General features: G+C 64.1%; 33 protein-coding genes. 16 read left to right on the forward strand and 17 right to left on the reverse strand.

Annotated features, from left to right (window positions below; genetic code table 11):
- Positions 1–10: 10 nt before the first annotated feature.
- Together F3H96_RS10625 and F3H96_RS10630 are read right to left on the reverse strand one after the other, a co-directional pair.
- Complete coding sequence (locus F3H96_RS10625; RefSeq protein WP_149791885.1) at positions 11–319, reverse strand: DUF1244 domain-containing protein; 309 nt, start codon at positions 317–319, stop codon at positions 11–13.
- A gap of 53 nt (positions 320–372) precedes the next feature.
- A complete protein-coding gene (locus F3H96_RS10630) occupies positions 373–1,170 on the reverse strand; it encodes an N-formylglutamate amidohydrolase (RefSeq protein ID WP_149791886.1) in 798 nt (265 codons plus the stop codon).
- 235 nt (positions 1,171–1,405) lie between these two features.
- Here F3H96_RS10630 and F3H96_RS10635 point away from each other — a divergent pair, with 235 nt between their 5' ends.
- Both F3H96_RS10635 and pyk read left to right on the forward strand, forming a co-directional pair.
- Positions 1,406–1,894, forward strand: coding sequence for a DUF1036 domain-containing protein (locus F3H96_RS10635; RefSeq protein ID WP_149791887.1), 489 nt, complete (start codon positions 1,406–1,408; stop codon positions 1,892–1,894).
- Entirely contained in the window at positions 1,891–3,318 is a 1,428-nt protein-coding gene (pyk, locus tag F3H96_RS10640; protein WP_149791888.1) for a pyruvate kinase, read from the forward strand. The genes F3H96_RS10635 and pyk overlap by 4 nt, the downstream gene beginning before the upstream one ends.
- Before the next feature lie 230 nt (positions 3,319–3,548).
- On the opposite strand, the gene F3H96_RS10645 is transcribed toward pyk, so the two are convergent.
- The 3 genes from F3H96_RS10645 to ykgO form a co-directional block, all read right to left on the reverse strand.
- Positions 3,549–4,610, reverse strand: coding sequence for an alpha/beta hydrolase (locus tag F3H96_RS10645; protein WP_149791889.1), 1,062 nt, complete (start codon positions 4,608–4,610; stop codon positions 3,549–3,551).
- A gap of 125 nt (positions 4,611–4,735) precedes the next feature.
- Entirely contained in the window at positions 4,736–5,368 is a 633-nt protein-coding gene (locus tag F3H96_RS10650; RefSeq protein ID WP_149791890.1) for a hypothetical protein, read from the reverse strand.
- A gap of 145 nt (positions 5,369–5,513) precedes the next feature.
- Positions 5,514–5,639: a type B 50S ribosomal protein L36 gene (ykgO, locus tag F3H96_RS10655; RefSeq protein ID WP_040974291.1), complete on the reverse strand. Its 126-nt coding sequence runs from the start codon at positions 5,637–5,639 to the stop codon at positions 5,514–5,516.
- Positions 5,640–5,880: 241 nt separating this feature from the next.
- Here ykgO and F3H96_RS10660 point away from each other — a divergent pair, with 241 nt between their 5' ends.
- Positions 5,881–6,303 carry a lysozyme inhibitor LprI family protein gene (locus F3H96_RS10660; RefSeq protein WP_149791891.1) on the forward strand — a complete coding sequence of 141 codons (423 nt, stop codon included), beginning with the start codon at positions 5,881–5,883 and terminating at the stop codon, positions 6,301–6,303.
- Positions 6,304–6,310: 7 nt separating this feature from the next.
- On the opposite strand, the gene F3H96_RS10665 is transcribed toward F3H96_RS10660, so the two are convergent.
- The 3 genes from F3H96_RS10665 to F3H96_RS10675 form a co-directional block, all read right to left on the reverse strand.
- Entirely contained in the window at positions 6,311–7,387 is a 1,077-nt protein-coding gene (locus tag F3H96_RS10665; protein ID WP_149791892.1) for a 5-(carboxyamino)imidazole ribonucleotide synthase, read from the reverse strand.
- Positions 7,384–7,881 (reverse strand): 5-(carboxyamino)imidazole ribonucleotide mutase, encoded by a 498-nt coding sequence (purE, locus tag F3H96_RS10670; RefSeq protein WP_149791893.1) that lies wholly within the window; start codon positions 7,879–7,881, stop codon positions 7,384–7,386. The genes F3H96_RS10665 and purE overlap by 4 nt, the downstream gene beginning before the upstream one ends.
- Before the next feature lie 131 nt (positions 7,882–8,012).
- Complete coding sequence (locus tag F3H96_RS10675; RefSeq protein WP_027166663.1) at positions 8,013–8,216, reverse strand: DUF465 domain-containing protein; 204 nt, start codon at positions 8,214–8,216, stop codon at positions 8,013–8,015.
- 242 nt (positions 8,217–8,458) lie between these two features.
- Here F3H96_RS10675 and F3H96_RS10680 point away from each other — a divergent pair, with 242 nt between their 5' ends.
- From F3H96_RS10680 to F3H96_RS10695, 4 genes are all read left to right on the forward strand, one after another.
- On the forward strand, positions 8,459–8,638 hold the full coding sequence (locus F3H96_RS10680) for a YdcH family protein (protein ID WP_149791894.1): 180 nt from the start codon (positions 8,459–8,461) through the stop codon (positions 8,636–8,638).
- A gap of 253 nt (positions 8,639–8,891) precedes the next feature.
- Complete coding sequence (gene ispG / locus F3H96_RS10685; protein ID WP_149791895.1) at positions 8,892–10,142, forward strand: flavodoxin-dependent (E)-4-hydroxy-3-methylbut-2-enyl-diphosphate synthase; 1,251 nt, start codon at positions 8,892–8,894, stop codon at positions 10,140–10,142.
- A 4-nt stretch (positions 10,143–10,146) separates the two neighbouring features.
- On the forward strand, positions 10,147–11,007 hold the full coding sequence (locus F3H96_RS10690) for a lytic transglycosylase domain-containing protein (protein WP_149791896.1): 861 nt from the start codon (positions 10,147–10,149) through the stop codon (positions 11,005–11,007).
- Positions 11,008–11,171: 164 nt separating this feature from the next.
- A complete protein-coding gene (locus F3H96_RS10695; protein ID WP_149791897.1) occupies positions 11,172–11,909 on the forward strand; it encodes a class I SAM-dependent methyltransferase in 738 nt (245 codons plus the stop codon).
- Between the two features lie 15 nt (positions 11,910–11,924).
- Here the strand turns inward: F3H96_RS10695 and F3H96_RS10700 are convergent, their stop codons facing one another.
- The 3 genes from F3H96_RS10700 to F3H96_RS10710 all read right to left on the reverse strand — a co-directional run bounded on the left by F3H96_RS10700 (position 11,925) and on the right by F3H96_RS10710 (position 15,869).
- Positions 11,925–14,258, reverse strand: coding sequence for a response regulator (locus F3H96_RS10700; protein WP_149791898.1), 2,334 nt, complete (start codon positions 14,256–14,258; stop codon positions 11,925–11,927).
- Positions 14,259–14,413: 155 nt separating this feature from the next.
- On the reverse strand, positions 14,414–14,632 hold the full coding sequence (locus tag F3H96_RS10705) for a 4-oxalocrotonate tautomerase family protein (protein WP_149791899.1): 219 nt from the start codon (positions 14,630–14,632) through the stop codon (positions 14,414–14,416).
- 319 nt (positions 14,633–14,951) lie between these two features.
- A complete protein-coding gene (locus tag F3H96_RS10710; protein ID WP_149791900.1) occupies positions 14,952–15,869 on the reverse strand; it encodes a polyprenyl synthetase family protein in 918 nt (305 codons plus the stop codon).
- Positions 15,870–15,997: 128 nt separating this feature from the next.
- Here F3H96_RS10710 and F3H96_RS10715 point away from each other — a divergent pair, with 128 nt between their 5' ends.
- The 3 genes from F3H96_RS10715 to F3H96_RS10725 all read left to right on the forward strand — a co-directional run bounded on the left by F3H96_RS10715 (position 15,998) and on the right by F3H96_RS10725 (position 17,753).
- Complete coding sequence (locus F3H96_RS10715; protein ID WP_188131350.1) at positions 15,998–16,705, forward strand: transglycosylase domain-containing protein; 708 nt, start codon at positions 15,998–16,000, stop codon at positions 16,703–16,705.
- A gap of 153 nt (positions 16,706–16,858) precedes the next feature.
- The gene (gene rpmF, locus F3H96_RS10720; RefSeq protein ID WP_006203806.1) at positions 16,859–17,041 is read left to right on the forward strand and encodes a 50S ribosomal protein L32; all 183 of its coding nucleotides are present in this window, start codon (positions 16,859–16,861) and stop codon (positions 17,039–17,041) included.
- A gap of 310 nt (positions 17,042–17,351) precedes the next feature.
- Positions 17,352–17,753, forward strand: a complete 402-nt coding sequence (locus tag F3H96_RS10725; protein ID WP_149791902.1) for a hypothetical protein — start codon at positions 17,352–17,354, stop codon at positions 17,751–17,753.
- A gap of 117 nt (positions 17,754–17,870) precedes the next feature.
- Here the strand turns inward: F3H96_RS10725 and F3H96_RS10730 are convergent, their stop codons facing one another.
- Together F3H96_RS10730 and F3H96_RS10735 are read right to left on the reverse strand one after the other, a co-directional pair.
- The gene (locus tag F3H96_RS10730) at positions 17,871–18,104 is read right to left on the reverse strand and encodes a hypothetical protein (RefSeq protein ID WP_149791936.1); all 234 of its coding nucleotides are present in this window, start codon (positions 18,102–18,104) and stop codon (positions 17,871–17,873) included.
- 86 nt (positions 18,105–18,190) lie between these two features.
- The gene (locus F3H96_RS10735) at positions 18,191–18,715 is read right to left on the reverse strand and encodes a helix-turn-helix domain-containing protein (RefSeq protein WP_149791903.1); all 525 of its coding nucleotides are present in this window, start codon (positions 18,713–18,715) and stop codon (positions 18,191–18,193) included.
- 90 nt (positions 18,716–18,805) lie between these two features.
- Here F3H96_RS10735 and F3H96_RS10740 point away from each other — a divergent pair, with 90 nt between their 5' ends.
- The 4 genes from F3H96_RS10740 to F3H96_RS10755 all read left to right on the forward strand — a co-directional run bounded on the left by F3H96_RS10740 (position 18,806) and on the right by F3H96_RS10755 (position 21,201).
- Positions 18,806–19,633: an alpha/beta hydrolase gene (locus F3H96_RS10740; RefSeq protein ID WP_149791904.1), complete on the forward strand. Its 828-nt coding sequence runs from the start codon at positions 18,806–18,808 to the stop codon at positions 19,631–19,633.
- Positions 19,634–19,727: 94 nt separating this feature from the next.
- A complete protein-coding gene (locus F3H96_RS10745) occupies positions 19,728–20,384 on the forward strand; it encodes a glutathione S-transferase family protein (protein WP_149791905.1) in 657 nt (218 codons plus the stop codon).
- A gap of 5 nt (positions 20,385–20,389) precedes the next feature.
- Complete coding sequence (locus F3H96_RS10750; protein ID WP_149791906.1) at positions 20,390–20,725, forward strand: metalloregulator ArsR/SmtB family transcription factor; 336 nt, start codon at positions 20,390–20,392, stop codon at positions 20,723–20,725.
- An 11-nt stretch (positions 20,726–20,736) separates the two neighbouring features.
- Complete coding sequence (locus F3H96_RS10755) at positions 20,737–21,201, forward strand: SRPBCC family protein (RefSeq protein WP_149791907.1); 465 nt, start codon at positions 20,737–20,739, stop codon at positions 21,199–21,201.
- Positions 21,202–21,328: 127 nt separating this feature from the next.
- Here F3H96_RS10755 and F3H96_RS10760 read toward each other — a convergent pair whose 3' ends face one another.
- The 3 genes from F3H96_RS10760 to F3H96_RS10770 all read right to left on the reverse strand — a co-directional run bounded on the left by F3H96_RS10760 (position 21,329) and on the right by F3H96_RS10770 (position 23,161).
- A complete protein-coding gene (locus tag F3H96_RS10760) occupies positions 21,329–21,604 on the reverse strand; it encodes a metalloregulator ArsR/SmtB family transcription factor (RefSeq protein ID WP_149791908.1) in 276 nt (91 codons plus the stop codon).
- Between the two features lie 32 nt (positions 21,605–21,636).
- Positions 21,637–22,884, reverse strand: a complete 1,248-nt coding sequence (locus F3H96_RS10765; RefSeq protein ID WP_149791909.1) for an MFS transporter — start codon at positions 22,882–22,884, stop codon at positions 21,637–21,639.
- An 82-nt stretch (positions 22,885–22,966) separates the two neighbouring features.
- Positions 22,967–23,161 (reverse strand): DUF1192 domain-containing protein, encoded by a 195-nt coding sequence (locus F3H96_RS10770; RefSeq protein ID WP_149791910.1) that lies wholly within the window; start codon positions 23,159–23,161, stop codon positions 22,967–22,969.
- 113 nt (positions 23,162–23,274) lie between these two features.
- Between F3H96_RS10770 and F3H96_RS10775 the strand changes: the two genes are divergently transcribed.
- Both F3H96_RS10775 and F3H96_RS10780 read left to right on the forward strand, forming a co-directional pair.
- Positions 23,275–24,285: an NAD(P)H-quinone oxidoreductase gene (locus F3H96_RS10775; RefSeq protein ID WP_149791911.1), complete on the forward strand. Its 1,011-nt coding sequence runs from the start codon at positions 23,275–23,277 to the stop codon at positions 24,283–24,285.
- 352 nt (positions 24,286–24,637) lie between these two features.
- A complete protein-coding gene (locus F3H96_RS10780; RefSeq protein WP_071074868.1) occupies positions 24,638–24,778 on the forward strand; it encodes a DUF1127 domain-containing protein in 141 nt (46 codons plus the stop codon).
- 406 nt (positions 24,779–25,184) lie between these two features.
- On the opposite strand, the gene F3H96_RS10785 is transcribed toward F3H96_RS10780, so the two are convergent.
- A partial coding sequence (locus F3H96_RS10785) for a hypothetical protein (RefSeq protein WP_210248152.1) occupies positions 25,185–25,471 on the reverse strand: 287 nt, incomplete at its 5' end.

The following is a 25,471-nucleotide window of genomic DNA, read 5'->3' on the forward strand; positions in this document are numbered from 1 at the left end:
CATATACCGCTCAGTGATCTTTCGGTCGCCTCGCCTCGAACTCGGCCTTCTTGGCCTCCGACGCTTCGGTCTGGTTGAGCGCCTGCCATTCGGCATAGGGCATGCCATAGATGATCTCGCGCGACTCCTCCTTGGAGAGCGCGACGCCGTCCGCCTCGGCAGCCTCGCGGTACCAGTTCGACAGGCAGTTGCGGCAGAAGCCGGCGAGGTTCATCAAATCGATGTTCTGCACGTCGCCGCGCTCGCGCAGATGCTCCACCAGCCGGCGAAAGGCAGCTGCCTCGAAATCGCGCTTCTGGTCGTCGCTGAGTTCGGTCATCTCGGGAAACTCCCGGCCTGACGGCCTTCACGTAAATTGCTGGCCTGACGGCCTTATGCCGGCCCGGTGCGCGAGCCGAACATCTTCACCTCGTGTATATCGGGACGGCGGTCGATTGCGTCAACGATCGGTGCCAGGCGCTCGGCCCAGGCGAGAGCGCCGGCGCGGTCGGCAATCAGATCCTGGCGAATTTCGATCAGCGCGTGCGCATAGCCGTTGACGATGGCGTGCCGGAACATGGTGTCGCCGCGCAGCGCACCGTCATAGGGCTCGTTGTCGCCGACGACGAGGCTATTATCCTCGGCCAGCATGTCGATCAGCGGCCGCGCCACGCGATCATCGAGGTCCCACAGCACGCCGACATGCCAGGGGCGGACAAAACCCTGCATCACGGGCGTGAAGGAATGCACGGAGAAGATGAACGGCGCTTTGCCTGAGGCATGGGCGACGGAGGCGATCATCGCGCCAATGGCGTCGTGATAGGGCCGGTAGAAGCGGTCGAGCCGCCGCTCGCGCTCCTCGGCGGCCATGGGATAGTTTCCCGGCACCAGGGTGCCGTCATAGAGCTGACGGATCATGGTGGGGTCGTCCTCACCCCGGTTGGGGTCGATCAACAGCCGCGAGAAGCCGGCCAAGACCGCCGGCACGTCGAGCGCCGCGGCGAGCTCGCGCGTCACCGTCTCGACGCCGATGTCATAGGCGATGTGGCGGTCGAATTCGGATGCCGGCAAACCGAGACTGCCATACTCGTCTGGCAGGTCGCGACGGGCGTGATCGGCGAGAAGCACGACGCCTTTCTTGCGGTCGCCCTCGACAATGTCGAACGGCGTGAAAACTGTGGATCGGGTCATCAGCTGAAAAGGGGGTGGCGACTTCGATGTGGTATCGTCATTCCACGAAGAGGACGCTGGCGCAATGCCGTTGTTTGGCCAAGGTTTCTGCAAAAAATCCCGGATGGGACGAGAACTTGCGCGACGGACCCTTCTAAATCGATTGGAATTGAACAAAACGGCGCGTTGACATGCGACCGGAGTTTGCTGAAAAGGGCTTCGAGAGATGCAAATGTGGTTCGCGAGGGGATCTGCGATGGGTTTTGCCGGTCGGTTGCGCAAGCGCCTGGCCGTGCCGTTGCTGATCATCGGCGCGGGTTTGTTCGCGCTTTGCGCGACCTCGCCGGCCCGGGCCGACTTCCGCGTTTGCAACGCGACGCAGAATCTGGTGGGCGTCGGCATCGGCTATCGCGCCAAGGCCGGCTGGATCACCGAGGGCTGGTGGCATATCGAGGGATCGACCTGCAAGACGCTGATCGAGGGTCCGCTGTCATCAAGGTTTTACTATCTTTATGCAGAAGACGCCGAGCGCGGCGGGCGCTGGGACGGCCCGATCAACATGTGCGTGGCCGAAAAAGAGTTCAAGATTGCCGGCGTGAATGATTGCGTCGCCCGGGGCTTTCAACGCGCCGGATTTCAGGAATATGACACGGGCGAGCAGGCCAGCTGGATGGTCCAGTTGACCGACGAGCCCGCAACGGGAGGCGCGCCAGCGGCCCCCGCTCCGGGAACAAACAGTCAATGAGACGCAACCGCAAGGTCAAGATCCTCGCCACCATCGGGCCGGCTTCCTCTTCCGAGGAGATGCTGAAGAAGCTCTTCGAAGCGGGCGCCGATGTCTTCCGCATCAATATGAGCCATACCGACCACGAGCTGATGCGCACGCTCGTTGGCCGCATCCGCGCCGTCGAGGCCGCCGTCGGTCGGCCGATCGGTATCCTCGCCGACCTGCAGGGCCCGAAGCTCAGGGTCGGCAAGTTCGCCAACGTCAAGGAGGCGCTGACCGCCGGCCAGACCTTCACGCTCGACGACAATCCCGAACCCGGCAACTCCAACCGCGTCTACCTGCCGCATCCGGAGATCCTGAGCTCGGTGGAGGCCGGTCACCGTCTTTTGATCGATGACGGCAAGCTGGAGCTGAAGGCCCTGAAGAGCGATGGCAGGTCGATCACCTGCACGGTCGTCGCCGGCAGCGGCATCTCCGACAAGAAGGGCGTCAGCCTGCCCGACACTGACCTGCCGGTCGGCGCATTGACCGAGAAGGACCGCGCCGATCTCGACGCCGTGCTGGCGGCGAGCGTCGACTGGGTGGCGCTATCCTTCGTGCAGCGGCCGGAGGATCTCGCCGAAGCGCGCAAGATCGCGCGCGGCCGCGCGCTGATCATGGCCAAGATCGAAAAGCCGCAGGCGGTGACCCGCCTGGCCGAGATCATCGAATTGTCCGATGCGCTGATGGTCGCGCGCGGCGATCTCGGCGTCGAGATGCCGCTGGAGGCCGTGCCCGGCATCCAGAAGCAGATCACGCGCGCCGCGCGCCGCGCCGGCAAGCCGGTGGTGATCGCGACGCAAATGCTGGAATCGATGATCACGGCACCTGTGCCGACCCGCGCCGAGGTGTCCGACGTATCTATCGCCGTGTTCGAAGGCGCGGATGCCATCATGCTTTCGGCCGAATCCGCGGCCGGCGCCTATCCGGTCGAGGCCGTCGCCATGATGAACCGCATCGCCACCAAGGTCGAAACCGATCCGACCTATGCCGGCATCATCAACGCGCAGCGCTCGGAGCCGGAAGCGACCGGCGCGGACGCGATCTCGCTGGCGGCGCGTGAGATCGCCGAGACGCTGAAATTGTCGGCGATCATCACCTACACCGCGTCGGGCACCACTGGGCTCCGCGCCGCCCGCGAGCGCCCGCAGGTGCCGATCGTGGCGCTGTCGCCGATCCTCAACACGGCGCGCCGGCTGTCGCTTTTGTGGGGCACGCATTGTGTCGTCTCGGAGGACGCCATCGACCTCGACGACATGGTTGACCGGGCCTGCCGCATCGCGCTCGACGAAGGCTTTGGCAAGCCCGGCGACCGCGTCATCATCACCGCGGGCGTGCCGCTGAGGACGCCGGGCTCGACCAACATGCTGCGGATCGCCTATATAGGATCGGATACGCATTAGGGCGTGGTGATATTCGGGTGAGGCCGGCCTGCAAATGCCGGCTTCCTGCGCTTCCGGCCTTCGCCGGCCGAAGCACTCATGACCGACGTGGCGGTTAATTTGAGGCTACGGCCGGCGTAGGCCGGTGCTCACGTACGTTAAGTACGCTCCGCTCCGGTTCTCGGAACCCGCCATTTTCGACTCGGCCTGACCCGAAGCTCAACACGCCCTTGGCGCTTGAACCTTCGAGTTCAGCCCGGCGCGAGCTCGGCGTCGGGCACTTTGATGTCGGGGCATCTTCCGTCGTCATAGGCATCGCCGGCGATCCGGTCTTCCACGGTTTTCGCCAGGGCCTGGAGATCGACCGGGGCGCCAGCGACCTTCTCGATAGCGCCGACGACGAGGCCTGGCGCAATCCAGTCGGGTTTGTGACCGAGATCGCGGACCCAGACCAACAAGGCGCCGGGAATGTCGCGCCCGAGGCCGACCGAATGGATGGTGGCGTAGACGACCTTGTCGCGGTCGCCCGAGATAACGACGGTCGGCGCCTTGATCTCGCGGTAGCCAGGCGAGGCGGCACGGACATAGGCGTAGAGCTGGGCGACATCGCGGGCGTTGGCGCGGAAGGCGGATGGCTTCAACACCAGCGGGATCGAAGCGTTTTCGAGATAGCCGTGCGGAACATCGTTCGGCGAAAAGACGCAGGCCGTTGCGCCGCCTATCCGCAGCATGCCTGCCGGGTAGGCCAACGTCTCGGAAAACAGCCAGCCGATTACGGGGGTGGCGGCGAGCTTGTAATACCAGGCGGTCGCGCCGCCTGGCCAAGGATGGCTGGCAGGCGAGATGAAGACCAGGCCCAGCGTCTTGTCGGGATGCCCTCGGGCGAAAGCGGTGGCGATCGCGGCGCCGAAGGAATGGGCGACGATGACTGCCTTGTCGATGCCGAGGCGATCCATCAGCGCGGCAATGGTGTCCGCCTGCGCGGCAAGCGTTTCGTTGTTGCCGCGCTCGGACCAGCCGAAGCCCGGGCGGTCGACGAACAGCATGTCGGCGCGGCCTTCGAGCGCCGGCCCAAGCGGCACCATCTGGTCCTTCAGATTGGCGCTGGCGCCATGGATGAAGACGACCGGGGGAAGATCGGCGTGCGAGGCGGCCGGAATATGCACGTAATGGATATGCGCGCCGTTAATGTCGGCGAACTCGCCGGCAGGAGGGTTACGGCGCTCGATCGACCAGACGCCGGCGCGGGTAACGCCAGCAAGGGCAAAGAGGAGCGCGACGAGGAAGAGGAGCGCGGCGCAGATCAGGTTCATGCGGGGATATACGAGAGGTGGTGGAGTTTGGTTTTAGGCAGTAGGCAGTAGGCAGTAGGCAGTAGGCAGTAGGCAGTAGGCAGTAGGTGCTCTTTCCCTTCCCCTACTGCATAATTCCTACTGCATCAAATGCCTTCGCCGGCCAGCTCTTCGGAAAGCGTCGAGACCTGGTTCTGGGCGCTGCGCATCATCGGATAGATCGCCAGCACCTTCTGCCACGCCTCCAGCGCCGATTGCTTGTGGCCGGTGTCGGCCATGATCTGCGCCAGGCCGGAAAGCGCGCCGAAGTGGCGCGGCTCGAGTTGCAGGGTCCGGTCGATGTCTGCCATCGACTTCCCGTAGTTCTTCATCAGGAAATGCACGGTGGCGCGACGGTTCCAGCCTTCGGCATAGTCGGGCTGCAAGGTCACCACCTGGTCGAGGAAATCCAGCGCGACGTCGAATTTCTGGTCTTCCGTCGCCTTTTGCGCCCACTGCATCATCAGGTCGATCGAGGCGCTGCCGGACTGGTTCCATTCGTTCCAGATACGGCCGGCGATGCGCTCGGCGGCCTTTTCGTTGCGCTCGCGCCTCAACTCGGCGAAGAGCTGGTCGAGACGGCCCTGTTTGGTCGGGGCCACTGACGGTGGGGTGGCGGCCGGCGGCGGCTCGGTGCCGGGAGGGGTAGCCGAAGGCGGCGTGACCTGCTCTTCGGTCCAAGCGGGCAGGGCCGTTCCGGACAGCAAAAGAGCGGTGAGAAAAGCAAAACGAATCCGCATCGCCGGAATCTAATCCCGGACGGCGGATCGTCCAAATGATTTTAGCGTGAGAGGGCCGGCGAACCGGCAATCGACATCAGCGCGGCGCATGTCTCCCAAAACCGCTGCGCAGCTTTGGGCGACAGGCATCAGCCACGCGCAAGCGTCAGCCCTGGCGCGCCTTGTAGCGCGGAGCGGTCTTGTTGATGATGTAGATGCGTCCCTTGCGGCGAACCAGCCGGTTGTCGCGATGACGCGCCTTGAGCGCCTTGAGCGAATTCTTGATCTTCATGGTCTTGCCTGTTCGGTCAGGGCCCGTCCCGGGCCGAATTTTAAAGGCGCGCCCGGAAAAAGCGCGCCTTTGAACTTGCGTGGCTCATAAACGAGGAGCCTTATCCGTGTCAACCACGTGCGCGTATTCGAATGCCACAAGTGGCGCAGCCTATCAAATGTTCGCCATCCGCGCAGCACGGCATTGCGCGACTCGGGAGCGGCTGGGATGGTGACCCAACGCCAAGCGACCCGAGGTCTCCATGCGCCGCCTCTTTCTGTCCGCCTGCCTTGCCTTTCTGGCAACCGCCCCGGCCGCCCGGGCGGAGGACTGCGACCGCAACGACGACAGCCAATCGATGATGAACATCTGCGCCGACGCCGATTACCAGGCGGCCGATGCCAAGCTCAACGCCGCCTACAAGGATCTTGTCGGGCGCAACGACCAGGCCTCGAACAAGCTCCTACAGACGGCGCAGCGCGCCTGGATCGCTTTCCGCGATGCCGAATGCGCCTATTCGACGGCCGACAGCGACGGCGGCTCCATCCATCCGATGGAGGTGTCGCAGTGCCTGATGCGGCTTACCGACGCGCGCATAAAGCAGCTCGCCGCCGACGCCAACTGCAAGTCAAGCGATCCGAGCTGCGCCAACCCGGATGGGGACGAAGACCAGAATATGCAGTAAGCCAGGGTTATCGCGCCCGAACGATGCGGGTGAAATGGCCCATCTTGCGGCCGGGGCGCGACTCGGCCTTGCCGTAGAGATGCAGCATCAGGTCGGGCTCGTTGAGCAGCGCCGGCACCTTCAGCATGTCGTCACCGATCAGGTTTTCCATCACGCAGTCGAAATGCCGGGCGGGCGAGCCCAGCGGCAGGCCTGCGACGGCGCGGATATGCTGCTCGAACTGCGAGATGACGCAGGCGACCTCGGTCCAGTGGCCGGAATTGTGCACGCGCGGCGCCAGCTCGTTGGCTAGAAGCGAGCCGTCGGCAAGGACGAAGAACTCGACGCCGATGACGCCGACATAGTCGAGCGCGGAGAGGATTTTCGCAGCGGCATCCTTGGCGGCGGCGGCCGTTTCCGGGCGGATGACTGCCGGCAGGGTCGAGCTGCGCAATATGCCTTCGCGGTGGACATTTTCGGCCGGATCGAAGGCGGCGATGGTTCCGTCGAGCCCGCGCGCGGCGATGACTGAAATCTCGCGCTCGAACGCGACGAGCGATTCCAGGATCAGCGGCACATCGCCCATCGCCTCGCAGACGCCGGCGAAGCCGACCGTTTCCATGTTGCGGAAGACGCGCTGGCCCTTGCCGTCATAGCCCATGCGGCGGGTCTTCAGGACGCCGCTGCCGCTGAATTTTTTCAGGGCCTCGGTCAGTTGATCATCATTGTCGACCGGGCAGAACGCCGCCGTCGGGATGCCGATGCCGTTCAGGAAGCTCTTCTCGGTGACGCGATCCTGCGCGACTTCGAGCGCGCGTGCCGGCGGAAAGACCCGAGCCGTTGCCGCGAGCGCCTCCGCAGCAGCGACCGGGACGTTCTCGAATTCATAGGTGACCACCGCGCTGGCGGCGGCGAGATCCGCCAGGGCTGCCGGATCGTCATAGGCGGCGACGATCTGCCGGTTGGCGACCTGCGCCGCCGGGCAGTCGGCCTGCGGCTCCAGAATGATTGTGCGATACCCCAGGCGCGCCGCGGCCATCGCCAGCATGCGGCCGAGCTGGCCGCCGCCGATGATGCCGATGGTTGAACCTGGAGCCAAGCTCATGGCGCGTCCGTCGGCTCGGAGGCGACCTTGGCGGTCTGCGCCGAGCGCCAGGCGTCGAGCCGGGCGGCGAGCTTGTCGTCATTGAGCGCCAGCACCGCCGCTGCGAGAAGCGCCGCATTGGCCGCACCCGCCTTGCCGATCGCCAGCGTGCCGACCGGAATGCCGGCCGGCATCTGCACGATTGAGAGCAGCGAGTCCTGGCCAGACAGCGCCTTGGATTCGACCGGAACGCCGAAGACCGGCAGCGGCGTCATCGCCGCCGTCATGCCGGGCAGATGCGCCGCGCCGCCGGCGCCAGCGATGATCACCTTGTAGCCAGCGGCCTTTGCGCCCTTGGCGAACTCGTAGAGACGGTCGGGCGTGCGGTGGGCGGAGACGATCAGCCTTTTGTGCGGGATGCCCAGCGCCTCCAGCGTTTCCGCCGCCTGGCGCATCGTCGCCCAGTCGGACTGGCTGCCCATGATGATGGCGACGTCGGCACGCTGATCGGTCAAGGTTTTCGCTCCCGGCGGCAAAGGCGCGCCTTAGCGGAATTCGCCTGCTGCCGCAAGGATTGTCATGGCTGCGGGCCCCTTGGCCGTCAGCGGGGTCCGCAGCCTCTTGGGGCGCGGCCTCCACATTCGGCTCAGGCGATGATGTCGGGAATGATACGGTCTTCCAGCGCCATCAGCCGATCCTTGAGAAGAAGCTTCTTCTTCTTCATGCGCTGGATCTGAAGCGGGTCGCAGCCCATGGCGATCATCGCGTTGATGGCGGCGTCGAAATCGGCGTGTTCTTGCTTGAGCCGGGAATATTCGAGGCGTATTTCAGCCTGTTCCTGTTCGGACATTATCTACCGTCTGCGTATGCATCGCCCAATCGGGCTGTTTGGGCGGGACCGGTGGGTTTGCAACTTCTGTGACCGGCGCGCAGCCCTTACCACATTTCACTTTGTCGTGGAATGCTACCACGTGGCATTCGACATCAAGATCGGTTGGTGGCAAACTGTCATTGTGCCGTCACAGTCGCAACCTGCGGTGGAGGCGCCTGCGACGGCTGCAATCGAGGAAACCATGAAAGGGAGAACCAATCATGTCTCTTGCATCCCATCTTGACGAGCTGCAACGAAAGCACGGCGATATCGAGCGTGAGCTTGTCGACGCGATGAATCATCCGTCGGTAGACGACCTCGAGATCGCCACTCTCAAGCGGCGCAAGTTGGCAATCAAGGACGAGATTGAAAAGCTGAAGGCGAAACCGACCGCACACTGAAGCTCCTTTAGGCAACATCACCGCTCCCGCCGCGGTGCAGCCTCCCGGTGGCAAGCAATGCCACCGGCCGAGTGTTTTGCGCTGAATTTGTGACCGCTTTGAGCGTGCATCTTGTGGCCCGATATTCCTGCTGAGCCACATGGCGGCTGAATGGCGGGCAGCGTATTTGCCGACCTTGCCTATCGCTTGCCATTGACAAGCCATCTTTGCTCCGCCACCTCATGCCCGGAACTCCCTGATAGAGGCGGCCGGCATGACCGGATATTTTTCTTCTCCCTTCCCGCGGCGCGCTTCGGTCGGCGTATCGGTCGGCGGCGTGATGGTCGGCGGCGGCGCGCCGGTCGTGGTGCAGTCGATGACCAATACCGACACCGCCGATGTCGACCAGACTGTCGCCCAGGTCGCGGCGCTGCATCGCGCCGGCTCCGAAATCGTGCGCATCACCGTCGACCGCGACGAGAGCGCCGCGGCGGTTCCGCACATTCACGAGCGGCTGTTGCGGCTCGGCATCGAGGTGCCGTTGGTCGGCGACTTTCATTATATCGGCCACAAGCTGCTGGCCGATCATCCGGCCTGCGCCGAGGCGCTGGCGAAATACCGCATCAATCCCGGCAATGTCGGCTTCAAGGACAAGAAGGACCGCCAGTTTGCCGCGATCGTCGAAATGGCGATCAGATATGACAAGCCGGTGCGCATCGGCGTCAACTGGGGCTCGCTCGATCAGGAGCTGCTGACCCGGCTGATGGACGACAACCAGGCCAAGGGCTTTCCGCTCACCGCGCAGGAGGTCACGCGCGAGGCGATTGTCCAATCGGCGATCCTGTCGGCCGAGATGGCGGAAGAGATCGGGCTTGGCCGCGACAAGATCATCCTGTCGGCGAAGGTCAGCGGCGTGCAGGACCTGATCGCCGTCTATGCCGAGCTTGCGACGCGTTCCGACCACGCGCTGCATCTCGGCCTGACCGAAGCCGGCATGGGCACCAAGGGCATCGTCGCTTCGTCCGCCGCCATGGGCATCCTTCTGCAGCAAGGCATCGGCGACACGATCCGCATCTCGCTGACACCAGAGCCGAATGGCGACCGTACCCGCGAGGTGCAGGTGTCGCAGGAACTCTTGCAGACCATGGGTTTCCGGCAGTTCGTGCCGATCGTCGCCGCCTGCCCCGGTTGCGGGCGCACGACATCCACCGTGTTCCAGGAACTCGCCCAGAGCATCCAGGCCGACATCCGCAAAAACATGCCGGTGTGGCGCGAAAAATATCCCGGCGTCGAGAACCTCAAGGTCGCGGTGATGGGCTGCATCGTCAACGGTCCCGGCGAATCCAAGCACGCCGATATCGGCATATCGCTGCCCGGCACTGGCGAAACGCCGACGGCGCCCGTCTTCATCGACGGCAAGAAGGCGGCGACGCTGCGCGGCCCCTCGATCGCGCAGGACTTCGAAAAGATGGTCGCCGACTATATCGAGCAGCGGTACGGACACGGCAAAGCCGCCGCGGAATAAGCCTATGCGTCGTTTGTTGAAGGCGACGCTTTTCCTGCTTTTGGGGCTGTGCTCGACCGGTAACGCACTGGCCGATCCGCCGCAGTCGCGGTCGGCCGCCAAGCGGCTCATCAACCGCGTCTGCGAACTGATCGAGACCCAGGCCGAACACAACGGCCTGCCCAAGGATTTCTTCGCGCGGCTGATCTGGAAGGAGAGCCGCTTCGATCCGAATGCGGTGAGCCCGGTCGGCGCCGAAGGCATCGCGCAGTTCATGCCGGGCACCGCCAAGATGCGCGGCCTGGCCAACTCCTTCGACATCGAGCAGGCCATTCCGGCTTCGGCGAAGTATCTTGCCGAGATGAAGGCGAGCTACGGCAATCTCGGCCTCGCGGCGGCGGCCTACAATGCCGGCGAGAACCGGGTGTCGCGCTGGCTCGCCTCAGGCGGCTTCCTGCCGATGGAGACGGAAAGCTATGTCCTCGACGTCATGGGCGAACCCGTCGACAACTTCTCGGATGCTTCCTACGCCGGCGCCATCCAGCCGCTCGACCCGAAGACGAGCTTCGCGGTCGCCTGCCGCAGTCTGCCGGTGATCATGTCGCGGACCATCGCCATGGCCTCGATCAACGTCAAGCCGTGGGGTGTCCAGGTGGCCGGCAATTTCCGCCGTTCGGCGGCGATCGGCCAATGGCTGAGGGTCAGGGGCCGGTTCCCGACCTTGCTCGCCAGCCGTGACCCGGTGGTGAGCCGGGTGCGCACGCCGATCGGCCGGCGCGGCATCTATGCGGTCAGGATCGGCGCTGACTCACGTGCCGAGGCCGACGGCATCTGCGGCAAGCTGCACAGCGTCGGCGGCGCCTGCGTGGTGCTGCGCAACCGGTGAAGCATCAAGACAGGGGCGTCAAGACATGACAGCGAAAGTCGTCCTGCTCAACGGTGTCGGCAGCATCACGGCCTCGAGAAGGAGCCTTTCCGCCGCGGCTAGCGCGCGGAGCGTTCTGTCGCAGCCTTCGCATCCGGCCGCAATTTCGGCTATAGGCGACAGCCATGACCGACAGACTCTACAGCGACCCCGAACTCGTTCAGTTTTACGACATCGAGAACGTAGGCGGCGACGATTTCAATTACTGTCTTGAGTTTGCCGTCAACACACGCTCGGTTCTTGATCTCGGCTGCGGTACCGGGCAATTGGCTGCGGCCCTTAGCGACGGACGCCGTGTCACCGGAGTCGATCCTGCCTTGCCGATGCTCGAGGTCGGGCGCGGCAGACCCGGGGGAGACAAGGTCGAGTGGGTCGAGGGCGATGCGCGAACCGTCCGGCTCGGAAGGCGCTTCGACCTGGTGCTGCTGACCGGACATGCGTTTCAGGTCTTCCTGACAAAAGAGGACCAGGGCGCAGTCCTGCGCACGATCGCAGCGCATCTTGCGAGCGGAGGACGCTTCATTTTCGACAGCCGAAACCCCACTGTGAAGGAGTGGCTGGAATGGACGCCGCAGCGCTCCGAACGGATATTGACGCATCCGAACCTTGGCGTGGTCAAATCATGGAATGACGTCGAACGCGATGCCGCCACCGGCGTCGTCACCTATTCGACCTTCTATGAGGTCTCAGGGAGACGACAGGTTCTGGGGGCTGAATCCAAGATCGCATTCCCGACAAAAGACGATATCGCCAGGATGCTGGACGAGGCCGGTCTTCTGGTCGAGCATTGGCTCGGCAACTGGCGTGGCGAACCTTATGTTGACAGCTCGCCGGAGATCATTCCCATCGGGCGTTTGCGCTGATCGGCCCGGTCACGGCTAAGCCGTCTTGGCCGCCACCGTTTCGCTCAACCACGTGCCGATCTTAGCGCCGAGGCGGTCGGGCGATACCGGCTTCGGCAGATAGTCGTCCATGCCGGCCTCGATGCATTTCTCGCGGTCGCCCTTCAGCGCATGCGCGGTGACACCGATGATCGGCGTGTGATCGCCGTTTTGCGCTTCGATCGCGCGGATGGCGCGGGTCGCCTCATAGCCGTTCATCTCCGGCATCGAGACGTCCATCAGCACAAGACGAGGGCGCAGCGAGCGGTACATCTCGACCGCCGTGCGGCCGTTGCCGGCGATGCGGTAGCTGAGACCGAAACCATTGAGGATCTGGCCGAAGACCAGCTGGTTCACGTCATTGTCCTCGGCGATGAGAATGTCGATCGGCCCGCTCGGGGCGGCGGTCGATTCCGGGGCCGCAGGCACCGGCACTGCCGGGCCGCGGATGACGGTGAAGGCCGGTGGGGCCGCCTGGGTCACGACCGGCTCGCGCACGAAATGCGCCTTGGCGCCTTGCGTGCGCGCCTTCTGGATCGCGGCAATCACCGTGCCGAGCAGCACCGCCGAGCGCGCCGGCTTGGTGAGATGCGCGACGATGCCGAAATCGATCACCAGCCTGCCGAAATCGACCTGGTCGACGGAGGTGAGCAGCACCACCGGAATGCCAGCCAACCGGCTGTCGGCGGCGATGGCTCTCGCGACATCGGCGCCGTTCATGCCGGGCATCTGGTAATCCAGGATGATGCAGTCGACCGAGGCGCCGAGCTGGCAGGCGCGGTCGAGGAAAGCGAGACCGACGGCGCCGCTTTCGGCGGCGGCGCAGTCGAAGCTCCAGCTTCGCAGCTGCTCCAGCAGGATCTCGCGGTTGACCGGATTGTCGTCGATGACCAGCACTCGGGCGCCGGTGACATCGACCGGCACGAGGTCGTTGCGCGCCTCCTGGTCATGCGCCGGCAGCGGCACGGCGAACCAGAACACGGAGCCGCGACCGATCTCGCTCTCGACGCCGATCTTGCCGCCCATGAGGTCGACAAGCCGGGCGCCGATCGCCAGGCCAAGCCCGGTGCCTTCGTGGCGGCGGGTCGAGGAGCCGTCGACCTGGGCGAATTTCTCGAACACGTTTTGCAGCTTTTCGGCGGGGATACCGATGCCGGTATCCTCCACACGAACCTTGAGCTGGACGACGCCGTCGACGACGTCGCCGCTGACATCGACCAGCACATGGCCCTTCTCGGTGAACTTCACGGCGTTGCCGAGCAGGTTGGTGACGATCTGGCGGAAGCGCCCGGCATCGCCGACGACGAAAGCCGGCAGGCGCGGGTCGACGCGCACGATGAGCTCGAGGTTCTTTTCGGCGACGCGCGCCGACACCAGCGTCGCCACATCCTCCACCGCTTCCGCCAGGCGGAAGGGGGCGGGGTCGAGCGTCAGCTGGCCGGCATTGATCTTCGAGAAGTCGAGGATGTCGTTGATGATGGTGAGGAGTGCGTTGCCGGATTTGACGATGACATCGGTGAAGGTCTTCTGGCGCGGCGTCAGCTCGGTCTTGGCGAGCAACTCGGCCATGCCGAGCACGCCGTTCATCGGCGTGCGGATCTCATGGCTCATATTGGCGAGGAATTCGGACTTGGCGCGGTCGGCGGCTTCGGCCTTGAACAGCGACGCGGCGGTTTCGGCGAAGGCGCGCCGGATCGCGTTCTCCATCGGCCGGAAGATCAGAACCGCGGCGATGGCGATCACCGCGATCAGCAGGCCGCTCGCCCACAAGAGCAGCCGGTCGCTGGAGGCGTCGGCAAGGCGCCGCTCGTCGTCGAGCGCGGTGCGCACGCGCACCAGCATTGGCTGGGCGAAAAGATCGTTCTGGTTGCGGATCTCGCGATAGCTCCATTCGTCGACCTTCTGCGCCGCCGACATCAGGTTGAAGTTGCGCACCATGTCGCGCGCGGACCAGAACAGGTCGCCATTCACCGAGGCGGTGTCCAACGCATTGACGGTGCTTTTCGACAGACGCGGCCTGATCGCGGCAAGCTGCGCGTTCAGGGTCTCGATCTCCCCCATCAGGCGCTCGGAGTGGCCGCGCGCGGCGGCCGCCAGGGCATCGCGTGTCTCGGTCCGCCAGGCGGTGCCGGTGGTTTCGGCGAAATTGGTGGCGTTGCGCAGGTCGCGGGAAAAGATGACGAAATTGCCGCTTAGCGCATCGACTTCATGGCGGTAGGAGTTCACGCGGTTGAGCGCGAACATCACTGCCGCCGAAGCCAGCGCGAAGATCAGCAATCCAGAAATGTAGCGGATCCGGATCGACCGGACGAACGAGGGATATTCCGGCATGCGCAACCCCAACACATACGCACAATTTTAATGGCCGGGATTACGCTTGATTTACATTAAGATTTCGTTGGTGGCGCCATGATGACCGGGCGCGCCGGGTCAAGTTGGGTTGCCGACAAGCGCGAGCCACTTGGCCAGCGGCTCGCCGGGTCAAATCAGGGAGTGTCCTTCGCCCGATAGGCGTCGGGAAGTATGAAGACTTCGTCGGCGCGGCCGTAGCCTCCATCGGGGACTTCTTCGATCAGCACCATGGTGTAGGGGCGCACACGCTCGCCGAAATAGTCGACGAACATTTGCGTGGTCTTGTGGATTAGGTCTTCCTTCTGCGCTTTTGTGAGGGCGGCCGCCGGCGTCTTGAAGTTGGCAAAGGGCATTCCTGGATCCTTTCGAGTTGGACTTCACGGCGATGGATGGAAGTCGGCGAGGCCGTCATCGGACGGGTCGATCTCCGTTCGTTGTCCTGGTCCGGATATAGATTGCTGAGGATGCCGGATAATCACCCCGCCATTGACAGCAGTATTCGCACAGGGCGAACAATCAGAGCCGCCGTCGGCGCTCTATCCACAGAACCGGCAGCTCGCTCCGCGGCTGCGCGCTTTCCTGGCGTGGGCATCCCGCATTTCGCAGAGGCAAGCTTGCGAAGATCGTATCGGTGCCGGGCTGGCATTCGCGGTCGCCTGTGGCGCCGCGCTATCAGCTGTTGCGCGTGGCCACGAATTTCGCCGCCGCGTTCAGCATATCCGCCTGTTCGCCATACGGTTCGAGCAGCGCTTGCGCCTGGTCGATCAGGCCGTGGAGCTGCTCGCGCGCCCAGTCGGGCCCGTGCAGGGCGGCAAGCGTCGCCTTGCCGGCGGCGGCGTCCTTGTTCGTCGCCTTGCCCATCTGCTTTGCGTCGGCCGTCAGGTCGAGCAGGTCGTCGGCAAGCTGGAAGGCAAGGCCGATCGCCGAGCCGAATTCGGCCAGCCGCTCGCGGTCGGCGGGTGGTGCCCCGGCGACGATCGCGCCGGCCTCGCAGGCGAAACGGATCAGCGCGCCGGTCTTCATCGCCTGCAACCTGATGATGCCGGCCTCGTCCGGCCGTCTGCGCTCGGCATCGAGGTCGAGCATCTGGCCGCCGACCATGCCACCGGCGCCCGCGGCACGCGCAAGCGCCAGCACGAGCGCCGCCCGGTGCTCGGCCGGCAGGCCGGTTGCTTCGTCGGCGATGATGTCGAAGGCTAAAGTCAGCAGCGCGTCGCCGGCGAGGATCGCGGTCGCCTCGTCGAAGGCCTTGTGCACGGTCGGCTGGCCGCGGCGCAAATCGTCGTCGTCCATCGCCGGCAGATCGTCATGGATCAGCGAATAGCAATGCACGCATTCGAGCGCCGCGGCGACGCGGAGCGCGGCGTCACCATCGGCAGAAAACAGCGCGGCACTTTCCATGACCAGAAAAGGGCGCAGCCGCTTGCCGCCATTGAGCACGCCGTGGCGCATGGCCGCCATCAGGCGCTCGGGCCGGGAGATTTCGCCGGCGAGCGGATGCCCGTCGAGGACCTGCCGCAGCCGGGTCTCGACGGCAGCGGCGCGCATAAAAAGCGCGGATTCGAAGGCGATCTCGTCGTCTTTGCTCATGGCCGCGAGCGGTAGCCGACACTCAGACATTGCGCAAGCAGGCTCGCGCCTTTATGCCGGAGAGGGCGAGGCACGGGTGGGGCGGCTTGACGGAACCGATCGTCGAACATGAAAGCGAAGGGCTGGACATGGCGCGGCCGCGGCGCCTGAACCGCGCCGGTCTGAACCGCATCGCGCGGCGCTGCCTGATCGTGGCGCTGGTGCTGGCGGCTATCCCGGTCGTGCTCACCTTCCTCTACCTGCCGCCCTTCGTGCATCCGGTTTCGACGCTGATGCTGAAAGACCTCGTGACCTTCTCCGGCTACGACCGGCGCTGGGTGTCGATCGACGACGTCGCGCCGGTGCTGGCACATTCGGTGATCATGTCGGAGGACGGGCAGTTCTGCTTCCATCGCGGCGTCGATCTGGGCGAATTGCGCGGCGTCGTCGACGACGCGCTGGCCGGCGAGGCGACGCGCGGCGCGTCCACCATCACCATGCAGACGGTGAAGAACCTCTTTTTATGGGCGCGGCCGCTCAGCAGCGTGCGCAAGGTGGTCGAGTTGCCCTTGGCGGTCTATTTCGATGCGGTGATGTCGAAGCGCAGGATCATGGAGATCTATCTCAACGTCGCCGAATGGGGGCCGGGCATCTACGGCATCGAGGCCGCCGCGCAGCATCATTTCGGTGTCTCGGCCAAGCAATTGTCGCGCCGGCAGGCGGCGCTGCTTGCCGTCAGCTTGCCCAATCCGATCGCGCGCAACCCGGCCAGGCCGGGGCCGGGTTTGCGGCGGCTGGCCTCCCTCATCGAGCGCCGGGCCGGCCGCTCCGGCGCCTATGTCGGTTGTCTGGATTAAAGCGAGGAGGCGCCGGCTCAAAAATTTTCACGGCGGCGCTGGCCAAAACGGCGCAAGGCGTGTATAGGCACCCGACTTTCTCAGATTATGGCCTCGATGCGGCCCTTTCGCGAGGGTTGCCGGGGCATTTTGACCATGTAGTGGAGCATATCCATGGCCGTTCCAAAAAGAAAAACCTCTCCGTCGAAGCGCGGCATGCGCCGCTCGGCCGACGCCCTCAAGGCCCCGACCTATGTCGAGGACAAGAATTCCGGCGAAATGCGCCGGCCGCACCACATCGACCTGAAGACCGGCATGTACCGCGGCCGCCAGGTTCTGGAACCGAAGGAAAGCTGAGAAGCTTCCACGGCTTGTGAGCTTTCAAAGGACCGGCTTCTGGCCGGTCTTTTTGTTTTTGGCGACCTCGATGGTCCGCCGACGCAGTCGGGCGAGACCCGTCGGTGTTCCATGCCGCCGCCGTGCGCGGCCTGTTTCAAGCACCAGGGATCATTCGCCGGTGGCTTGAGGGGCGCTATGTCGGGCAGGCAACCGGCTGACATCGTTATTTCATTAGGTCTTAGAGCGTGTTCGCCGCGCCGGCGAAAAACCTTGACGGCGCGCTTGCCGCGGATTTTACAAAAGGGGGTGCCCCATTGGAGTCGCCCAGATGTTCGGTGCCATACCGCTGCTGATCGTGCCCTTCGTCCTCTACAATCTCGGACTGCTTGGATTGTTCGGCGGCGGCGACGATCCCTGGATGACCGAAATGCTCTCGTTCCGCATGATGTCGGGCGGCGTCTTCTCGATGACGATTGGCGACCTGATGGTGCTGATCGGGCTGATCTTCCTGTTCGTCGAGATCTCAAAATCGGTCCGCACCACCAACGCATCGATCCTGGATCATCTGTTGTCGACGGTGGTGTTCATCGCCTTCCTGGTCGAGTTCCTGCTGGTGAAGGGCGCGGCGCATTCGGTGTTCTTCACGCTGATGGTCATCGCGCTGTTCGACGTGCTGGCCGGGTTTTCGGTGTCGATGCGGTCGGCAAGCCGCGACATCAATCTGAACTGACGTATGTCGCTCAAATGCGCGGAGCGGATTTGGGCGATCGACATGCACCGACGCAGGGCTCAAAACGCGTCGCCCGACTCCGTTTCGACGCGACGCGATATAGGGCTGGTGCCTGCTCTATTTTTTCTTCGAGCGCGCCGGCTTGCGGGCTGTGGCCGGCGAAGGGTTAGCCAGATCTTCGGCTTCCTTGGCCAGCCGGAGCGCCTTGAGCTTCATCGTCTTGGCCTTGCGCGCGTCGGTTTCGGCCGCATATTCCGCCATCGCCTTCTCGCGAAGGGTGGCTGCCTCTTCCTGCTTCTTGAAACGTAGATCGGCGCGCGCACGCGCGGCGTCCTTGGAGTTGTCGGCCACGCGCAAAATCCAATCCGCAAATCGCGATACCCAATTTTCCCTTGATAGCAGGGAAATGCCGGCAAGTGGGAAAATAAGTGGTCAGCCTACGGCATGAGGGGGACGGCCTCGGCTTTTCGTGCGAGCACAGCCTCGTAGGCTTCCCGCAATTGCTGGCGCACGGTCGGCATGCCTGGCGGCGTCTTTGACGGCAGCCCCAGATGCTCATGGCGGAGTTCGTCCATGAACTGCTCCCATAGCGGCTGGCCGCCTTTCTCCAGCAATTCGGCGCGGATCGAAAGTTCTTCGCTCACCGGCAGCCAGACCCGTCCCCAGGCGCCGAGATGCGCCATGATCGGCACCAGGGTTATCGCCATCTCGGTCAGGCTGTAGATTGCCTTCTGCTTGTGGCTGGGATCGTCCGCCTTGGTCAGCAGCCCGAGCTCCATCAGCCGCTTCAGCCGGTCGGCGAGGATGTTGGAGGCGATGCCTTCCAGCGATCCATTGAGCATTTCGCGGAAATGGCGCCTGCCGCCGAAGATCATGTCACGCAGGATGATCAGGCTCCAGCGGTCGCCAAACACTTCGAGCGACAGATTGATGGGGCAGCCGGAGCGGTGCTCTGTGTTCATGACGATCTCCAAAAAACCGGTTGCATTATGATATCGGTTTCATTATCGTGCAACTGATTGCAAATTGCAAGCAGATAGGAGGAGGAATGGATGACCGCGACAGCGCAACGCCCTGAGATCGTGTCCGAGACGTTCGGCGATCCGGCCGACCCGGCAATTCTTCTGGTCATGGGCGCCATGGCCTCGATGCTCTGGTGGCCCGAGGCCTTTTGCCGGCAACTTGCCGAGCGCGGCCGCTTCGTCATCCGCTACGACAATCGCGATACCGGCCAGTCGACGAAATACACGCCGGGCAATCCGCCGTATACGTTCGAGGACATGGTCGACGATGCGATGCGCGTTCTCGATGACCATGGCGTGGCCAAGGCGCATGTCGCCGGCATGTCGATGGGCGGCATGATCGCCCAGATCGTGGCGTTGAAATATCCAGAACGCGTCAGCGCGCTTACCGTGATCTCCAGCTCGCCGCTGGGCGTCGACACGTCCAAGCTGCCGGGGATGAGCGAGGCCTACAGGAAACATTCAGCCGCGGGTGGTGACGTCGACTGGTCGGACCGGCGGCAGGTGCTCGATTTCATGGTCAGGGACGCGCGCGCAATTGCCAGCAGCCTGCATCCGTTCGACGAGACGCGGACGCGCGCGATGATCGAGGAGGATTACGGCCGTTCCGGCGGTCTCGCCAGCGCGACCAACCATTTTGCGCTGAAGAGCGAAGGTCCGAAGCGGACGGTGCAGGATTTGACCGTGCCGCTGCTCGTCATCCACGGCGCGACCGATCCTCTCTTTCCGTTCGAGCATGGCGAGGCACTGGCGAATGCGGTTCCGGGCGCCAGGCTGGTGCGGATCGAAGGCGGTGGCCACGAACTGCACCGCAACGACTGGCGGCAAATCATCGAGGCCATCGCCACCCACGGCTAGCGAACGACTGTCTTGACTCGAACAGTCCGCCTCAATAGTGAAGTAGTTACTTCAGTATTTATCCGATCCGCGAATGCGCAAGAGAACGAGAAAAATGTCCCTGACGCTGTACTTCCATCCCCTGGCATCCTTCTGCTGGAAGCCGTTGATCGCGGCCTATGAGAACGGCACGCGGTTCACGCCGGTCATCGTCGACCTCGCTGACGAAGCCTCGCGCGCGGCTTTTCTGAAGATATCGCCGACCGGCAAGATGCCGGCGCTGCACGACGACGCGCGGGGCCGCACCGTGCTGGAATCGACCATCGTCGTCGAATATCTTGCCGCGCATTATCCCGGGCCGGTAGAGCTCGTTCCCGCCGATGTCGATCTCGCGCTTCAGGTCCGTCAGGCCGATCGCTTCTACGATTTCTACGTGCAGCACCCGATGCAGAAGATCGTAGGCGACAGGCTTCGGCCCAAGGACAAGGTAGACCCGTTCGGCGTCGAGGAGTGCCGTGCGCAGCTGCGCAATTCCTACGCCATCGTCGAAGAGCAGATGCGGGCCAAGACCTGGGCGGTGGGCGAGACCTTCACAATGGCCGACTGCGCCGCGTCGCCGGCGCTGTTCTACGCCAACAAGGTCGAGCCGTTCGGCGACGGGTTCCCGGCCGTGAAACGCTACCACGACCGTCTGCTGGCGCGCCCGTCCTTCGCCCGTGTGATCGAGGAAGCGCAGCCCTATTTCAAGCTCTTCCCCTACAACGACGGCTAGCCTCAATGCTGCACGATCCCGCCCAGCTCGACCTGATGTTCCAGGCGCTCGCCGATCCGGCACGGCGGCAGATGGTGGAGCGGCTGTCGCGCGGGCCGGCGTCGGTCAGCCAGTTGGCTGAACCGCTGGCGATGTCGCTTTCGGCCGTCGTCCAGCACCTCAACGTACTCGAGGCAAGCGGCCTGGTGAGGACCGAAAAGCTTGGCCGCGTGCGGACCTGCCGGATCGAGCCGAAGGCGCTCAGGGCCGCCGAGCGGTGGATCAACGAGCGGCGCCTTGCCTGGGAGCGCCGGCTCGACCGTCTCGGCGATTTCCTCGCTGAAACCAAAGACGAAACCTGAAAGGATTCGAGATGAGCGAACGATCCGTCGTCCATTCCACCTTCGTCGTCGAACGAGTCTATCCGGCGGCGCCCGAGAAGGTCTTTTTCGCGCTGAGCGATCCGGCGGCCAAGAAGCGCTGGTTCGTCGATCCCGACAATCCGATGCCGAGCCGGCATGAGATGGACTTTCGTGTTGGCGGCCGCGAGGTGAACGCCGGCTGCCCCAGCGACGGACAAATGCATTTCTTCAACGCGGTCTATCAGGACATCGTGCCGAACCGGCGCATTGTCTACAGCTACGAGCTGCTGTTCGGCGAAACCAGGGTCTCTGTTTCACTCGCGACGATCGAGCTCATCGCGGAAGGCAAGGGCACGCGACTTGTCCTGACCGAGCAAGGGGCCTTTTTCGACGGCATCGACACACCGGCCACGCGTGAGCATGGAACGGGCGAACTGCTCGACGCGCTCGGCGCGGCACTGGCGGCAGCGAACTGAGGCTCTGAGCAGTTGGCGGAGCATCATGCTCGCGCGTCGCGCTGAAACGGCGCCGCGCTTTAAGTCTTAGTCTTGATGCATGTCGTTGTCCCAAGACCGCTCACACTCTCGGACGACATGCATTAAGTCATTCCCCCGGCGCTGTTTCCCAAAACTGGTCGAGCCAGATGTTGAGCCTGACGAAGCCGGCGCTGCTGACAGTATAGACGCGCCTTGTACCTTCGGCCTTGGCATTGACCAGGCCGGCGTCGAGCAGGACTTTGAGATGCTGAGAAACGGCCGGTCGTGAGACGGGCAATCCGGCCGCCAATTCGTTCACCGTCTTCGGGCCGCGCCGGAGTTCTTCCAAGAGATAGCGCCGGTTGGGATCGGCTATCGCCATGAAGGCGTCAGAAAACATCATGCCTTTATTTGTGGGGCAAAGTTCCCCGAATCTCAACTATTGGTTTCAACCTTTCTGCGAGGATCGAGCCGCAAGGCCTCGGGCGTGACCGCGCGGTCGGCAGGCTGGGTCTTGAAGGCATCGCGGTCTTCGATCGGCACCGGCGCGCGGGCGCGGATGCGCAGCAGCGTGTAGCCGGCGAGGCTGAGATGGGCGAGGGCAGTCGCCAGAAAGAGCCCCTCCGGACGCACCGTCCCCATCAAGGCGGCGGCCAACAGCGGGCCGATCATCGTGCCGAAGCCGTAGAGCAACAGCAGGCCGCCGGAAACCTTGACGAAGTCCTCGGAGCGGGCGTGGTCGTTGGCATGGGCGACGGCAATCGAATAGAGCGTGTAGGCGAAAGCGCCATAGGCGGCCGTCATCACGATGACGAAGACACCCGAACGCGGCGCGAACAGGAAGATCAGCAACGCGACCAGAGCCGCGCCGAAGGCGGCGCCGGCCAGCACGAAGCGCCGGTCGGTTGTATCCGAGAGGCGTCCGGCGGGAAGCTGCATGGCGGCGCCGGCGACGACCACGAGGCTCATCATCAGCGCGATCTCCGCGGTCGAGATGCCGATGCGGGCGCCATAGACGGCGCCCAGCGTGCCCCAGGCGCCGTTGGCGATGCCGATGAGAACGCAGGCCACCGCGGACACGGGCGAATTGGCGTAGAGGCCTTTGACGTCGAGCTTGACGTCCTGCAGCGGCTTCGGCGTCGACTGCGTCGAGACCGCCGTCGGAATGAGCGACAGGCAAAACAGGATGCCGGTGATCATGAACAGCGAGGCCGACCTGACATCGCCGCCGGCGACGATCATCTGGCCGCCCATGATCGAGGCATAGGTGACCATCATATAGAGGCCGAAGACGGTGCCGCGGTTCTCGTTGGTGGCCTTCTCGTTCAGCCAGCTCTCGATGACCATGAAGGCGCCGGCCATGGTGAAGCCGGTGAAGGCGCGCAGCAGGATCCAGAAATACTCGTCGATGATGAGGCCGGTCAGCAGCGCGATGATCGCGCCCGACGCAGCGAAGGCGCCGAAGGCCCTGACATGGCCGGCGCGGCGCACCAGGCGCGGCGCGAAGAAACAGCCGGCGACGAAGCCGCCGGCCCACGCCGTGCCCATCAGGCCGAGCGATGCGGTCGAGAAGCCTTCGATCTGTCCGCGCAAGGGCAGCAGCAGGCCGTGCAGGCCGGAGGCCGCGAGCAGGAACGCGGTGCCGCGAAGCAGCGAAAGGATCGGTCTGTAGGTTGCAAACATGAGTGATCCGGCTGGAATTTCGGGGCGCAGGTCTGGCAGTCGCAATCAGGCTTTTCCGGGGCGGGCGGACACGCCGGCGAAACTATCCCCTACGAAACAGTGCCTCGGCCGCGGATTTGGTAGCGCCCTTGGCGGCCCGCTCGGCTTCCAGCCTGGCGATCTCGTCGCGCAGGAGGGCGATGCGCTCGGCCAATTCGTCAACCGACAGCAGCGACAGGTCCTGGCCGATCTCGTGTGGGCGCCGCTTTTTCTCGGGTTCGTCGTCGAAAATCGCCATCGTCGCTCCTCCCTTGTTTGGCCATTTGCCTGATCCGGCAATCAGCATACATAGGGCAGGGGCGCCGATGCAAACCGCCGGCGGCGGGACAGATTCGAGGAGACGGGAAAGCCATGGCGAACGATCGTAAGATTCCGGCGAAGATGACGGCCATCGCGATCTCGCAGCCTGGAGGCCCGAGAGTGCTGAAGCCTGAAACGCGCGACGTGCCGGTGCCCGGCCCGGGCGAGGTGCTGATCCGCGTGCATGCCGCGGGCGTCAACCGGCCGGACGTGCAGCAGCGCAAGGGTGCCTATCCGCCCCCGCCGGGCGCGTCCGATTTGCCGGGCCTCGAAGCTTCGGGCGAAATCGTGGCGCTCGGCGACGAGGTACCGCGCTGGCGTTTAGGCGACCGGGTCTGCGCGCTGACGCCAGGCGGCGGCTATGCCGAATATGTCAAGGTGCATGCGGGCAGCGTGCTGCCGGTGCCGGCCGGATTCACGCATTCCGAAGCAGCGGCGGTTCCGGAAAACTACTTCACCGTCTGGCACAATGTGTTCGAGCGCGGCGGCCTGAAAAAGGGCGAGACACTGCTTGTCCATGGCGGCTCGTCCGGCATCGGCACCACCGCCATCCAGCTCGCTTCGGCATTCGGCGCCTATGTCGTCACCACCGCCGGCAGCAAGGACAAATGCGACGCCTGCCTCAAGCTCGGCGCCGACCGCGCGATCAACTACCGCGAGGAGGATTTCGTCGCCGCCGTGAAGGATGCGACCGGCGGCAAGGGTGCCGACGTCATCCTCGACATGGTCGGCGGCGACTATGTCGGGCGCAATTACGATGCCGCGGCCATTGAAGGGCGCATCGTCCAGATCGCGCTGCAGGCCGGCGCCGTAGCCAGCGCCGACTTCTCCAAGATCATGGTGAAGCGACTGACGCATACCGGCTCGACGCTTCGGCCGCGCACCGTCGAGTTCAAGGCGGCGATCGCCGCCGCGCTGGAGGCCCAGGTGTGGCCGCTGCTCGGCACGCGCAAGGTCGCCCCGGTCATGGACATGATCTTTCCGCTGACCGAAGCCTGGCGGGCGCATGAGCGGATGGAGGAGGGCGAGCATATCGGCAAGATAGTCCTCGACGTCGGCTAGTCGGGGCCGAGATTCAGGTGAGGCCGGACTGTGAATGGCGGCTTCCTCCGCTCCCGGTGCTCACTTACTATAAGTACGCTCCGCTCCGGCCTTCGCCGGCCGAGGCCCTCATAAGTGTATGCGATCTATGAAGGCTACGGCCGGCGAAGGCCGGTTCTCGGAAGCCACCATTCTCGCCTCGGCCTGACCTGAATCTCGACCCCGCCTGCGGGGCGCACCAAGCTGAACAAAGGCTTAATGCTGCATTGCACAAAACGCATTGCGGCCATGCAAAAGCGTCCGTTCAAATTGTAGGCAAGCGTGCCTATTTACGCGGCATCAAACGATTTGACCAAACGACTGGAGAACCATTATGAACCCGATCCGTGCTTTCCGTAAGTGGCGCATGTACAACGAGACCGTGCGCGAGCTGAACAAGCTCAATGCCCGCCAGCTGAGCGACCTCGGCATCAATCGTGCCGACATCGAGCGTATCGCCCGCCAGGCGGTGTAATCAGACGCAGCCCGACCGCAAGGCCGGGCTGGGACATGCAAGCAGAGCCGTCGAGACGCTTGCTTCGTTTCCGGTTCCAAGCCCGCTGGACCTCGTCCAGCGGGTTTTGTCTTTTGGGGCCTCCAAGCGGTGCGTCGCGTCGAAGCGGATTCGACCGGCGGCTTTGAGGCTGCCCGTCGTTCTCCCAAAACCGCCCCACGCGCTTCGCCGACCTGCACTTCAGCGGCGCGCGTCCTTTCGGACGCGCAAGGATCGCTGTCGCACTCGGCACCGCGCACGATCCTTCCGGATATCGATTCCAGTTTCTCGGGGGGCATGCGCTGTTGCCAAAAACATGTCGGTAGCTAATCAAGTTGTCCGGTTTGGTAGCACATCATTTGTCCGCTTCAGTTTGCGTCGAAGCGGTTCACGCAGCTCTGCCGATTTGACGGCAGTTCTGGATTGGGGTGCCATCGGAGCTATATGCCGCAATGCGACGCGGCCCGTGGAAGATTGCGAACGTGCCATCAGGATATTGCCTGATCTTGACCGTGGCTTTGACGAAGTGATGTCGGATCGGACTTTGCGGCAGCTGCAATCTGAGCCGCGCGAAGGCGACTGTGTTGTCGCGAGCGACGACGCGCTCTTCCTGGAGGCACAGGATCTCGGCCAGCGCCGCCGGATCGGCGGCGACGAAGGCGCTGTCCTGGACCG

This window comes from Mesorhizobium sp. NFR06, from assembly GCF_900115245.1.
Lineage (GTDB): Bacteria > Pseudomonadota > Alphaproteobacteria > Rhizobiales > Rhizobiaceae > Mesorhizobium.